The 12,459-nt window shown below is 63.6% G+C and carries 16 protein-coding genes; all 16 read left to right on the top strand.

Annotated elements, in window-relative coordinates; genetic code table 11:
- Window position 1: 1 nt before the first annotated feature.
- Window positions 2-1,234: a type II secretion system F family protein gene (locus ACP7B7_RS22820; protein WP_308921676.1), complete on the top strand. Its 1,233-nt coding sequence runs from the start codon at window positions 2-4 to the stop codon at window positions 1,232-1,234.
- Window positions 1,235-1,242: 8 nt separating this feature from the next.
- Window positions 1,243-1,767, top strand: a complete 525-nt coding sequence (locus ACP7B7_RS22815) for a type II secretion system protein (protein ID WP_308921675.1) — start codon at window positions 1,243-1,245, stop codon at window positions 1,765-1,767.
- Between the two features lie 75 nt (window positions 1,768-1,842).
- A complete protein-coding gene (locus ACP7B7_RS22810) occupies window positions 1,843-2,295 on the top strand; it encodes a type II secretion system protein (RefSeq protein ID WP_308921674.1) in 453 nt (150 codons plus the stop codon).
- Between the two features lie 153 nt (window positions 2,296-2,448).
- A complete protein-coding gene (locus ACP7B7_RS22805) occupies window positions 2,449-3,021 on the top strand; it encodes a prepilin-type N-terminal cleavage/methylation domain-containing protein (RefSeq protein ID WP_308921673.1) in 573 nt (190 codons plus the stop codon).
- On the top strand, window positions 3,011-3,601 hold the full coding sequence (locus ACP7B7_RS22800) for a prepilin-type N-terminal cleavage/methylation domain-containing protein (RefSeq protein WP_308921672.1): 591 nt from the start codon (window positions 3,011-3,013) through the stop codon (window positions 3,599-3,601). The genes ACP7B7_RS22805 and ACP7B7_RS22800 overlap by 11 nt, the downstream gene beginning before the upstream one ends.
- Window positions 3,598-4,497, top strand: a complete 900-nt coding sequence (locus ACP7B7_RS22795) for a prepilin-type N-terminal cleavage/methylation domain-containing protein (RefSeq protein ID WP_308921671.1) — start codon at window positions 3,598-3,600, stop codon at window positions 4,495-4,497. The genes ACP7B7_RS22800 and ACP7B7_RS22795 overlap by 4 nt, the downstream gene beginning before the upstream one ends.
- Window positions 4,494-4,931, top strand: coding sequence for a PilX N-terminal domain-containing pilus assembly protein (locus ACP7B7_RS22790; protein WP_308921670.1), 438 nt, complete (start codon window positions 4,494-4,496; stop codon window positions 4,929-4,931). The genes ACP7B7_RS22795 and ACP7B7_RS22790 overlap by 4 nt, the downstream gene beginning before the upstream one ends.
- 169 nt (window positions 4,932-5,100) lie before the next feature.
- Entirely contained in the window at window positions 5,101-6,042 is a 942-nt protein-coding gene (locus ACP7B7_RS22785; RefSeq protein WP_308921669.1) for an agglutinin biogenesis protein MshI, read from the top strand.
- Complete coding sequence (locus ACP7B7_RS22780; RefSeq protein WP_308921668.1) at window positions 6,039-6,848, top strand: MSHA biogenesis protein MshA; 810 nt, start codon at window positions 6,039-6,041, stop codon at window positions 6,846-6,848. Before ACP7B7_RS22785 ends, ACP7B7_RS22780 begins: the two co-directional genes overlap by 4 nt.
- A complete protein-coding gene (locus ACP7B7_RS22775; RefSeq protein ID WP_308921667.1) occupies window positions 6,845-7,582 on the top strand; it encodes a hypothetical protein in 738 nt (245 codons plus the stop codon). Before ACP7B7_RS22780 ends, ACP7B7_RS22775 begins: the two co-directional genes overlap by 4 nt.
- Window positions 7,579-7,938: an MSHA biogenesis protein MshK gene (locus tag ACP7B7_RS22770; RefSeq protein ID WP_308921666.1), complete on the top strand. Its 360-nt coding sequence runs from the start codon at window positions 7,579-7,581 to the stop codon at window positions 7,936-7,938. Before ACP7B7_RS22775 ends, ACP7B7_RS22770 begins: the two co-directional genes overlap by 4 nt.
- 16 nt (window positions 7,939-7,954) lie before the next feature.
- A complete protein-coding gene (gene mshL / locus ACP7B7_RS22765; RefSeq protein WP_426078183.1) occupies window positions 7,955-9,730 on the top strand; it encodes a pilus (MSHA type) biogenesis protein MshL in 1,776 nt (591 codons plus the stop codon).
- A complete protein-coding gene (locus ACP7B7_RS22760; RefSeq protein WP_426078182.1) occupies window positions 9,731-10,630 on the top strand; it encodes an ExeA family protein in 900 nt (299 codons plus the stop codon).
- 14 nt (window positions 10,631-10,644) lie between these two features.
- Window positions 10,645-11,745, top strand: a complete 1,101-nt coding sequence (locus ACP7B7_RS22755) for a tetratricopeptide repeat protein (RefSeq protein ID WP_426078181.1) — start codon at window positions 10,645-10,647, stop codon at window positions 11,743-11,745.
- Window positions 11,746-11,838: 93 nt separating this feature from the next.
- Complete coding sequence (locus tag ACP7B7_RS22750; RefSeq protein WP_426078180.1) at window positions 11,839-12,063, top strand: hypothetical protein; 225 nt, start codon at window positions 11,839-11,841, stop codon at window positions 12,061-12,063.
- A 50-nt stretch (window positions 12,064-12,113) separates the two neighbouring features.
- Window positions 12,114-12,452 carry a hypothetical protein gene (locus ACP7B7_RS22745; protein ID WP_426078179.1) on the top strand — a complete coding sequence of 113 codons (339 nt, stop codon included), beginning with the start codon at window positions 12,114-12,116 and terminating at the stop codon, window positions 12,450-12,452.
- Window positions 12,453-12,459 lie beyond the last annotated feature (7 nt).

Below are 12,459 nucleotides of genomic sequence, written 5' to 3'. Positions count from 1 at the left end.
CGTGCCGTTTTTCGCCTACAAAGCCCGTAACGCCAGCGGCGAACTGCTGCAGGGCGTGATGGAGGGCGCCGACAGCGGCGCGGTGGCCAACCAGCTGTTCGCCACCGGCGCCACGCCGGTCGATATCGTGCAGACCAAAAAGGCGGTGACGGCCAGCAGCGATATCAGCCTGTGGCAGCGCTTTTCCGAGAAAAAAGTCACCTCGATGGACGTGCAACTGTTCAGCCGCCAGATGTACACCCTGCTGAAAGCCGGCGTGCCCATCATGCGCGGCCTGGCCGGTCTGCAGGAGTCGGCCGTCAGTCCCGCATTTGGCCGCGTCATCAAGGACGTGCGCGAGTCGCTCGACGCCGGGCGCGAACTGTCGGCCGCCATGGCGCGCCACCCGGCCGTCTTTACGCCGTTTTACCTGTCGATGGTGCGCGTGGGCGAAATGACGGGCCGCCTCGATGACGTCTTCCTGCGCCTGTTCGACCACCTGGAGTTCGACCGCGACATGCGCGCCCGCGTCAAGTCGGCCACGCGCTACCCGACCTTTGTGATTGTCGCCATGATACTGGCGATGGCGGTCGTCAATATCTTCGTGATTCCCCAGTTTCAACAGGTGTTTGCCAGCTTCAAGGCCGAGCTGCCGCCGATGACGCGCATCCTGATCGGCACCTCGTCGCTTACCGTCAATTACTGGCCAGCCATGCTGGCCGTGATGGTGGCCGGGGTGGCCGGCTTCAAGGCATGGCTGCGCACGGTGCCTGGCCGCTATAACTGGGATCGCTTGAAACTGCGTTTTCCTCTCGCCGGAAAGATTTTGCTCAAGGGCACCATGGCCCGCTTCGCGCGCAGCTTTGCCCTGTCCAGCTCCAGCGGCGTGCCCATCGTGCAGGCGCTGACGGTGGTGTCGCAGACGGTGGACAACGCCTACCTGTGCGCGCGCGTGGAGCAGATGCGCGATGGCGTCGAACGGGGCGAAAGCATTTTGCGTACCTCGGTGGCGGCCGGCGTCTTCACGCCGGTGGTGCTGCAGATGATCGCCATCGGCGAGGAGTCGGGGTCGCTCGATGAGCTGATGGATGAAATCGCCGCCATGTACGAGCGCGAAGTGGATTATGAGTTGAAAACCTTGTCGGCGCAGATCGAACCCATCCTGATCACATTTTTGGGCGCCATGGTGCTGGTGCTGGCGCTGGGCATCTTCCTGCCGATCTGGGATCTGGGTCGCGTGGCCATGAACAAATGACGGGGTGTATGCCGATCTCGGAAAAGGTGGTACGTGGCCGCCGGGCAGGGCGGGGTTTTACGCTGTTCGAACTGGCGGTGGTGGTGTCGGTGATAGGCATCCTCATCGTGGTACTGCTGAGCCGAATGGCTTTTTACCGCGACGAGGCCGAGCGGCTGGCCTATGAGCAAACGCTGACGGCCCTGCGCACGGAAGTGCAGTTGCAGACGTATGCCTTGATGATCGCCGGCCGGCAGAAGGAGATTCCCGCGCTGGCCGGCCAGAATCCCATGAACTGGCTGGCGCAGAAGCCGCCCAATTATCTGGGAGAAATTTATTCCCCCGATGTAAAAAAACTTGTCTCAGGCAATTGGTTTTTTGACAGGAGTGATGGAAAATTGGTATATTTGTTAAATAAGAGCAATACTTTTGATGCTCAGGGTTTCGACTTGCTGCAATTCAAGGTAAGCTTGTCGCAGGGAGCGGAAATCACGCATGCCCGGGACACCGCAAGGGTCGAATTGGTGCCGCTGGTCAGCAGGAACGTGCCGTAAAGTGGTAATTAGTACTTAAATGCAAGCAGCTTTCTGTTTGTGGGTGAAACATTTACATTGATTTTGGAGATCCGCATGAATAAGTCGTTACGCAGTTTCAAACAAGGTGCCCAAGCGGGTTTTACGTTGATCGAACTGATCGTTGTGATTGTGATCCTGGGCATTCTGGCCGCTACCGCCATTCCCAAGTTTATCGACATGGGCAAGCAAGCGCGTGTCGCCAGCCTGAATGCGGCAGAAGGCGCATTGCGTAGTGGCGCTTCGCTGGCCCACGCGCAGTGGCTGGCGTTGGGCAGCAACGTCTCGCCGATCAAGATGGAAGGCGAAGACGTTGATATCACGGCAGGTTACCCGACTGTCGACACGATCGGTAAGGCAGTGAACATGTCCGGCTACACAAACACGACGCCTGGCTTGTATCTGGTGGACGGCCGTACTAATTGCAGCATCACATATACGGCAGCGTCGAATGCCACAGGAGCGACGACTGGCATGCCAGGCTTTGCGAAAAATGAGAGTGGCTGTTAATGGCGCCTTGCGCGCGTCCTGAGAATGGATGCGCGCCGCCTGCGTGATGCGGGTGCGGTGCAGATGGAGCCCAACACGCTATGTGTCTGTTGGGCTTTTTTATGGGCGCCGCCGGCTTGGCCCGGCGGCCGCCGCTGAATCGTTACGGGTTGCATGATGGCGTATCCTACGGCCTTGCGAGATCGGATTGTAATTACGCATGCTCATGCGCGCGGCTTCACCTTGATCGAGCTGGTGGCCGTGATCGTGCTCGTCGGCATACTGGCCGCCTTTGCCGCGCCGCGTTTCGTGCAGAATGAATCCTTCGACGCGCGCACCTTTACCGATCAAAACCTGAACATGCTGCGCTATGCGCAAAAGCTGGCGATCGCACAGGGCCGGCCCGTGTTTGCCGTGCTCGGCGCCAACCGCATCGCCCTGTGTTTCAACGCCGCCTGCGATGAGGCCAACCTCGTGCTGGCGCCGGCCGGCGCCAATTCGCGCAGCAGCGCGACTGTGGCGCAATGCGGCACGGCAGCCACCTGGTTTTGCGAAGGCCGGCCGAATAACGTCAGCTACACCATGCAGCCGGTCAATCCGGTGATGTATTTCAATGCCCTCGGACGGCCCTTCCTGAGCGGAAATGTCGATCCGGTGTCGACGTTCGCGGGCCTGACCATCGCGATTGCCGGTGGCGGCAATACGCGCACCGTGGTGGTCGAAGCGGAGACCGGCTATGTCCACTAGCTGCAAGCGAGCGTTGGCCGGTGCGCAAAGCGGCTTCACGTTGATCGAGCTGACGGTGTTTATCGTGATTGTCAGCGTGGCCGTGCTGGGCGTGCTGCGGGTGATCAGTTTTACCACCGCCAACAGCGCCGATCCGCAGCTGCGCAAGCAGGCGCTGGTGTTGGCCGAATCCATGCTGGAAGAAGTGCAACTGGCGCGCTACACTTTTTGCAACCCGATTCAAGACCCGGCGGTGGAGACGGCCGCCAGTGTGGCTGATTGCACCGTGCCGCAGAATGTTGGCGCTGCGTCATCGACGATAGGTCGTCCTTATTACAATGTGACTGACTATGTACGCGCGTTCAATACGCCGCTGGAGTATGACCGGGATGCCTCGAATATCAAATTTCCGACCCAATATAAGGTGACTGTGGCCGTGGCGCCCGAAGCGGCGCTGGGCCCCGCCGGCGCCCAAATCTCGCCGGCCGACGCCACGCCGGCCAACATGAATGCGCTGCGCATCACGGTGGTCGTCAAGTATGGCAACCAGTCTATTACCCTGGTCGGCTACCGCACGCGCTATGCGCCCAACCTGATATGAGCCGCCTGCATTTGCGCCGCGCACGCGGCTTTACCCTGGTCGAACTGGTGGTGGTGATCGTCATCCTCGGCATCGTGTCCAGCATGGTGGCGGTGTTTGTCACCGTGCCGGTGCGCAGCTATATCGATACGGCCGCGCGTGTCGAGCTGGCCGATATCGCCGATACGGCCACGCGCCGCATCGCGCGCGACGTACGCCTGGCGCTGCCCAACAGCGTGCGCGTCGATCCCAGCGGCCGTTACCTGGAGCTGCTGCTGACCAAGACCGGCGGGCGCTACCTGTCCGTCAACGACAACACGGCCGGCAATGTGCTCGCCTTCGATACCGATCCCTTGCCGCCACCCCCCGCCAATGTCTTCACCATCGTCGGCGCCGCGCCCACCGGTGCGCAAGCCATCGTGCCCGGTGACTTTATCGTGGTCAACAATCTCGGTGGCGGCACCTCGCCGGTCGATGCCTATTATTGCAATACCAAATGCAACCGGGGCACGGTGACTGCCGTCAACGGCAACAATATCACCCTGGCGGACAATCCTTTCCTGGTCAGCGATGCCAGCACGCTGTCGATACCGTCGCCAGGCAACCGCTTCCAGGTGGTGACCACGCCCGTCACCTATTTTTGCGCACCCGATGGCAACGGCGGCGGCACCTTGCGGCGCTTTTCGGGCTATGCGATCCAGCCAGCACAACCGGTCAATGCGGGCGCCGAGCCCCTCGCCAATGCCCCCGTCGGCGCCTTGCTGGCGGGCCAGGTAAGCGACTGCCGATTTATTTTCACCGAACTGGCCAACGTCCAGCGCGGCCTGGTGTCCATCAATCTGGTGCTGGGCAAGGCCGGCAGCGGCGGCGGCCTGATCACCTTGCAGCAGCAAGCACAGGTCAACAACACGCCATGAAGACCAGATTTCATCCCCACCGCCAGCGCATCTGCCGGCCCGCCCGCGGTTTCGGCATCGTCACCGCCGTGTTCCTGCTGGTGGTGCTGACCGGGCTGGGCGCCGCGCTGGTCAACCTGACCACGGTGCAGCAGACCACGTCCTCGCTCGATATCCAGGGTGCGCGCGCCTACCAGGCGGCGCGCGCCGGCATCGAATGGGGCTTGTACCGCCAGCTGCGCAACAATAGTTGCGCGGCGCCCAGCAGCTTCGTGGTGCCGGCCAATGGCTTCACGGTGACGGTGCAATGCATCCTGACCGTCGGGCCCGGCGCCTTGAAGCGCTATCAGGTGGTGGCCGTCGCGTGCAACCAGCCGGTCAATGGCGCATGCACGGCGGCGGCGACCAGCAACAGCACGGATTATGTGCGGCGCAGGTTGCAGGCGGAGTTCTAGCGCAGGGCGCATGTTGCGCAAGCGCTTGATTTTGCTTGGTGTTTTTGGAATATTTATTGTCAATTGTTAATTTTTTAGACTGCAACGCGGTGCGATGAATTAAAATTGATTCAATGCATTATTCTGGTGGCAACATCGCCGCCGGTACTTTTCATCGTGGATTGGTCGCATGGGTTTATTCGCAAGAGCAAAAAAACGGGAAGGATTGCTGGCCACGGCATGGACGAACGAGGGAGTGTGCGCCGCGCTCGTCCAGCCGCGCACCGGCGACAAGCCGCAAGTGAAGGCCGTCATGTGGCATGCCGGCGCAAAAGCGGCGGCACCGGCCATGGAAAAGCTGGGCAAGGAAATGCAGGCGTCGTCTTACCGCTGCGCCACCTTGCTGGGCGCGGCCGACTACCAGTTGCTGTCGCTGGAGGCGCCCAATGTGCCGCCCGAGGAATTGAAGACGGCGGTGGGCTGGCGCCTGAAGGACATGCTGGACTTTCCGCTGGCCGATGCCACCATCGACGTGTTCGATATCCGGCCCGACCAGAATGCGCCGGTGCGCGGCCAGTCGGTGTTTGCCGTGGCGGCGAGAAACAGCGCCGTGGCCCAGCGCCAGGGCATCTATGCGGCCGCCAAGATCAGCCTGGCGGTGATCGATATTCCTGAAATGGCCCAGCGTAATATTGCCGCCCTGCTGGAAACGCCGGGGCGCGGCCTGGCCATGCTGTCGTTCGACGGCGATGGCGGCCTGCTGACGGTCAATTTCAATGCGGAGCTGTATCTGTCGCGCCGCATCGACGTCAAGCTGGCCCAGCTGGCCGAAGGCAGCGACGATCAGAAACACCAGTATTACGACAAGATCACGCTTGAACTGCAGCGCTCGTTCGACCATTTCGACCGTCAGTTTCACTTCATTAATGTGATCAAGCTGGTGCTGGCGCCCACCGGTACGGACGGCCTGCACGGCTACCTGGCCGACAATCTGTACATGCCGGTCGAGGTGCTGGACCTGGTCACCGTGTTCGACTTCGCCGACCTGCCGCCATTGCAGGATGCGGCCGGCCAGGCGCGCTTTTTCCTGACCCTGGGCGCCGCGTTGCGCCAGGAAGCGGCCGCGCCATGAGCCAGCAGATCAATCTGTTCAATCCCGCTTTCGAGAAACGCAAGCAGGTGCTGGCGGCCGCCACCATGGCCCAGGGCCTGCTGCTGATCGCGCTGACAGGCGCCGGCCTGTACTGGTATGGCGCGCGCCAGGTGCGCTTGCTGGAAGACGCGGCGGCGCAATCGACCGAACTGCTGGCTTCGCGCGAGGCGCGCCGTACCACGGTGCTGGCCGAGTATCCGGTGCGCGTCAAGGACCCGGCCGTGGGCCAGGCGCTGGCGCAGGGCGAGGCCGACCGGTCCGCCTTGCTGGAAGCGCAAAAAATTCTCTCCGGCGGCAGCCTGGGCAATACGCAAGGTTATTCCCCCTATTTTCGCGCCTTTGCCCGGGCCCGTGTCGACGGCTTGTGGCTGACCGGCGCCAGTATCGCTGGCGCGGGCGGTCATATCGGCTTGCAGGGCAGGGCCTTGCAGCCGGCGCTGGTGCCGGCGTATATCAATGCGCTGGGCAAGGATCCTGTCTTGCGCGGCAAATCGTTTGCGCGGCTCGATATCGCCGCCGGCGTGCCGAAAACACCGGACCCGGCCGTTGCCCAGCCTGCACCTGTTTCTGCTCCTGCCGCACCGTCGGCGCCGCTGTCGGCGCTGCCGGCGCTGGCCGGTTTGCCGCCGGAGCTGTTGCAGGCGCTGGGTTCGTCCGGCAACCAGGCCACTGCCACGCCAGCGGCCCCGGTGGCGCCGGCCGCGCGGCGGCTGCCCTTGTCGTATGTGGAATTTGACTTGCAATCGATGGCCACGCCAGCCGAAGCGGGAGCGCCGACACCATGAAAGACGAAAGCTTGAAACAGGGCTGGCACAAGCTGGCCGCCAAGATCGATGCCTTGACCTTGCGCGAGCGCGTGATGGCGTTTGGCGCCTGCGCCGCGCTGCTGGTTTTTCTGCTGTTTTCCTTGCTGCTCAATCCGCTGTTTGCCAAACAGAAGATGCTCAACGACTCCATCGCGCAGCAGCAACAGACGATGATCACCATCGACGCCGAGATCGTGCTGAAAATGCGCGGCAATGGCGTCGACCCGGATGCCCAGGACCGCCAGGCGCTCGATCGCCTGCGCCAGGAAATGGCGGGCCTGAGCACGACCTTGCGCACCGCCCAGAGTGGGCTGGTGTCGCCGGACCGTATCGTATTCCTGCTCGAACGCCTGCTGCGCCAGCACGCCAGGCTGCGCGTGGAGTCGCTCAAGACCTTGCCGTCCGCACCGATGGGCGGCGCCGCCCCCGCTGCTGCGCCTGCCCTGGCGGCAGTACCGCCGGCAGCCGCGCCGGCCGTGGCCGTGCCGCCGGCGCCCGCCATCAAGACCTCGCCGCTGCTGTACCGCCATGGCGTGGAAGTGGTGCTGCGCGGCAGCTATATCGATATGGTCAACTACATGGAAGCGCTCGAAGCGATGCCGACGCGTGTTTTTTGGGGCGACGCCAGCCTGGTAGTGGAACAGTATCCCAACGCCAGCCTGCGCCTGACCCTGTTTACCCTGAGCCTGGACGACAAATGGATTTCATTATGAAGGCGGGTGTCCTGGCGCTGCTGGTGGCCCTGCTGTCGGCGCCGGCGAGTGCGCAAGGACTGGTCGATCCGACCCGGCCGCCCGATGCGCCGCTGCCCGGCAATGATGCCGGCGTCATTGCCGAGCGTGCCGTGCCGCAACTGCAATCGGTGCTGGTGGCCAGCAGCGGGCGCCGGGTGGCGGTGATCGACGGGCGCACGGTGCGCGTGGGCGACAAGATAGGCGGGGCCAGCGTGGACGGCATCGGCGAGACGACGGTCACGCTGCGCCGTGGCAAGACATTGGAAACCATCAGGCTGTATCCGAAAGCCGCAGAGCGAAACAATGCAGGGAAGAAGCAAGCATATGCACATTAATCAAGACAAGGCGAGCATGCTCAAGTTAACCAGAATGGCCGCGGCGCTGGGCCTGTCCGCCAGCCTGTGCGCCTGTGTCGCACCGGCCCAGCGCGATACCTATGACGCGATCAAGGCGCAAGTGGCGACCGCCAGCGCCACCACCAACGCCGCCACCCAATCGGAGGCGGTCGACAACGCCCTGCTGCCGCCCGTCGCCACCCTGGCCACCCAGTTGCCGAAAGCGCGCGCGGTGCTCGACGAACGCTTCAACGTGGCTTTCAACAATGTCTCGGCGCGCCAGTTCTATAATTCGATCGCCACCGGCACCCGCTACAACATTCTGGTCCACCCTGATGTGCAGGGCAATGTCTCGGCCAACTTGAAGGACGTGACCCTGTTCGAGGCGCTCGACGCCGTGCGCGAGATGTATGGCTACGATTACAAGGTCGAGGGCACGCGCATTTCGATCCGCCCGCTGACCATGCAGACGCGCATGTTCCAGGTCAATTACCTGACCGGCAACCGCAAGGGCAGCTCCAACCTGCGCGTTTCGTCGACTTCCGTCAACAGTGCCGGCACCAGCACCAGCGGCCAGAGTTCGGGCAGCGGCAACAGCCAGTCGCAGCCCCAGCCGCAACCGGGCCAGCCGGGACAGGGCGGGCAGGTGCAGGACAGCGCCAACGTCAGCATGAGTTCCGACAGCGATTTCTGGAAGGAACTCAAGGAGTCGCTGGTCGCCATCGTCGGCGGCAACGCCGATGGCCGCAAGGTGGTGCTGAGCCCGCAGTCGGGCGTGGTGGTGGTGCGTGCCATGCCGGAAGAGTTGCGCAATGTCGACGCGTATCTGAAGGCGACCCAGTTGTCGGTCGACCGCCAGGTGATCCTGGAAGCGAAGATCATCGAAGTGGAACTGAACGACAACTTCCAGACCGGCGTCAACTGGGCCTCGTTCGCCTCCATCAAGAGCGGCCACACGAACCGCATTTCGACCGGTTTCCTGGCGCCGGGCAGCAGCCTGGCGCCGCTGCCATTCGCCGGCGGCCAGCCGCCGACGATCACCAATGGCGCCAGCGGCATCACGGCCAGCACCGGCTTCGGCCTCAGTTCGGCGGCCTCGGCGGCCGGTTCGATGTTCGGCCTGGCGCTGCAGACCAGCAATTTCGCCGCCATGATTTCCTTCCTGGAATCGCAAGGCAGCGTGCATGTGCTGTCGAGCCCGCGCATCGCCACCATGAACAACCAGAAAGCCGTGCTGAAGATCGGCACCGACGAGTTTTTCGTCACCGGTGTCAGCACCACCGTCACCTCGACCGGCACCACCGGCGGCAACACCTCCAGCCCGAACGTCACCTTGCAGCCTTTCTTTTCCGGCGTGGTGCTCGATGTGACGCCGCAGATCGATGAAAACGGCAATATCATCCTGCACGTGCACCCGTCCGTCAGCCAGGTCACCACCGTCACCAAGGATGTCGACCTGGGCAGCGCGGGATCGTTGAAGCTGCCGCTGGCCGCCTCCAGTACCTCCGAGATGGACAGCATGGTGCGCAGCCAGGACGGGCGCATCGTGGCGATCGGTGGCCTGATGCGCCAGTCGACCACCAATGACCGCTCGCAAGTGCCGGGAGCCGGCAATGTGCCGCTGCTCGGCGCGCTGTTCCGCAATACCGGCCAGACCGTCCAGAAGCGCGAACTGGTGGTGCTGATCAAGCCGACCATCGTCGAAGGCGCCAACAGCTGGAACGAGGATTTGCTCGATTCGGGCAAGCGCATCGAGGCGCTCGACCCGCGCCGGCCGGCGGAGCGGCGTTAAATGTACCAGGCCCATTTCGGCTTGCGCGAGGCGCCGTTCGGCCTCACGCCCGATACCAGTTTCTTTTTCAATGGCCCGCAGTCGCAAAAGGCGCTCAACACCCTGCTGGTGGCGGCGCGCAATGGCGAGGGCTTTATCAAGATTACCGGCGAAGTGGGCACCGGCAAGACGTTTTTATGCCGCAAGTTCATGCAGTCGCTGGGGCCCGGTTTTGTCACCGCCTATATTCCGAATCCCAACCTGCCGCCGCAGGCGCTGATCCTGGCGCTGGCCGACGAACTGGCGGTGCTGTTGCCGAAAGAGGCAGACCAGCACCAGCTGTTGAAATCGATCAACCTGCGCTTGCTGAACCTGGCGGCGCAGGGCAAGCAGGTGCTGCTGTGCCTGGATGAAGCGCAGGCGATTCCCGTCGACAGCCTGGAAGCGCTGCGCCTGTTGACCAACCTGGAAACGGAAAAGCGCAAGCTGCTGCAGATCGTGCTGTTCGGCCAGCCGGAACTGGACGACAAGCTGGCGCGGCCGGAAATCCGGCAATTGGCCCAGCGCATCACCTTTCACTACCACCTGGGGCCGCTATCGCGCGATGATGTCGAGTTCTATGTGGCGCACCGCCTGCGCGTGGCCGGTTTCGACGGTGCGCGCCTGTTCAGCCGGGGCGCGGTGGCGCGGCTGTACGGCGCCAGCGGCGGCATTCCGCGCCTGGTCAATATCATGGCGCACAAGTCGCTGATGGTGGCGTATGGCGAGGGGCGCCAGCAGGTCAGCCGCGGCCACGTGGCGCTGGCCGCCAGCGATACGGTGGCCAGCAGAACACCCTGGCGCGCGCGCTGGCCGTGGCTGGCCGGCGCCGGCGTACTGGCCGCCGCCTGCACCCTGAGCTGGACCTTACTGAACCGATGAAGACGAGATTGTAGATGAGCCTGATTAACAAGATGTTGCAAGATCTCGATGCCCGCAGCACACCCGGCCAGGGCGCTGACACGGGCGGCATCCGCTCGGTGCCGGAACGCGAGCGCGGCCTGCCGCGCGCGGCGGTGTTCGGCGGCGCCGCCGGCCTGACGGCGATCGCCATCGCCCTGGGCTGGCTCTACCTGAAGCGGCCTGACGTGCCGCCGGTGCTGGTGAATGTGGCGCAGGCCCCGGTTCCGGTCCCGGTCCCGGTTGCTGTGCCAGTTGCTGCGCCGGTCCCGGTTCCGGCGCCGGTTCCTGAACCGGTGGCCGTTCCTGTCGCGGCGGCGGTTGCCGAACCTGAGCCGGCATTCGTGGCGCCGCCCGCCGCGCCGCCAGCCGTGCGTGAGAAAAAGGCAGCGGAGAAAGTGCGCCAGCATGAACCGCGCCGCATCGCCGAGGCGGCGCCGGCGCGCGCCGTCAAGCCGGTCCCGATTCCGGTCCCGGCCGCCAGAGAAAAAATCATCGAAGGCAAGCAGGTCACGCCCCAGCAAAGCATCGACAATACTTATCGCCGCGCACTTGGCGACTTGCAGGATGGCCGCGTCGACGAGGCCATCGTCGGCTTGCAGCGCACCTTGCAGCGCGATCCGCGCCACCAGGGCGCGCGCGAAACGCTGGTGCGCCTGCTGCTCGAAGCGCAGCGGCCCGATGAAGCCATGCGCCAGTTGCAGCAAAGCCTGGCGCTGGACCCGAAACAGCCGGCGCAGGCGATGATGCTGGCCCGTTTGCAGCTCGATAAAAACGGTGGCGGCGCGGCCGCGCTCGACACCCTCAAGCGCAGCCTGCCGTTCGCGGCTGACCATCTCGACTACCGCGCCTTTTTGGCCGGCGTGCTGCAGCGCGAACAGCGCTACCGCGAAGCGGCCGAGCAATACCAGTTGGCCTTGCAGGCGGCGCCCGACAACAGCGTCTGGTGGATGGGCCTGGGGATCGCCTTGCAGGCCGACAACCAGGCGGCGCCGGCGCGCGCGGCATTCGAGCGGGCGAAAGGCCTGCAGACCCTGTCGCCGCAATTGCAGGCCTTTGTCGAACGCAAACTGGTGCAGCTGGCGGCTGGCAAGTAAAGACAAGCTGCACGGCGTGTCGAGAGATATTGTAAAGAGGCGTCGATAGCGTGTATTCTGACAGTCACCGACTGATACTTGACAGGGCATCCCATGAAAAACCTCCCGCAACTGCGCGCCCGCATCCTGGTCTTCGGCGGCCTGCTCGGCATGTCCGCCTATCAGATCATGCTGCATGTGCAGCATCCTGCCCTGATCGACAACGATCTGGTGCACGGCCTCTGGCTGGGCGCCTGTTTCGGGCTTGAGCTTCTTGGGCTGTACTTGCTGGCGAAACAAAGCAGGGTGCCGGTGGCGCGCAAGCCGGATCGTTCGTAGCCGCTGCGCCTGGCAGCGACCTCAAACCACAACAAACTGATCGATTAGCCATGGCCCTGTACTTCAATCTGGCGCATGGCATCAAGCCGCTGCCGCATGCGGCGAACTTTCCCTGGCCATTCGATATCGATCTCTGTTTCGAGCCGGTGCCGCATCCCGTCACGTTCAGCGAAGGCGTCGGCCATGGCGCCGCCGGCTGTGCCGTATCCGCCGTCGACGCGTTGCAGCCGGCATGGCGGGCGCATTTCGACATCACGCAGTCATCCTGGCTGATTCCTCATATCGAGCGCCTGGCGCAAGGCATGCCGCTGCCACGCGCTGAAATCATGCGCCGCTACGCCGAGCTGCATGGCCGGCAGCCGGAGTGCTACCAGTCTGCCTGCGCTTGACGGCAAC

This window comes from Janthinobacterium sp. PSPC3-1 (genome assembly GCF_049896105.1).
GTDB lineage: Bacteria > Pseudomonadota > Gammaproteobacteria > Burkholderiales > Burkholderiaceae_D > Janthinobacterium.
This window is presented reverse-complemented; position numbering and strand designations above follow the sequence as displayed.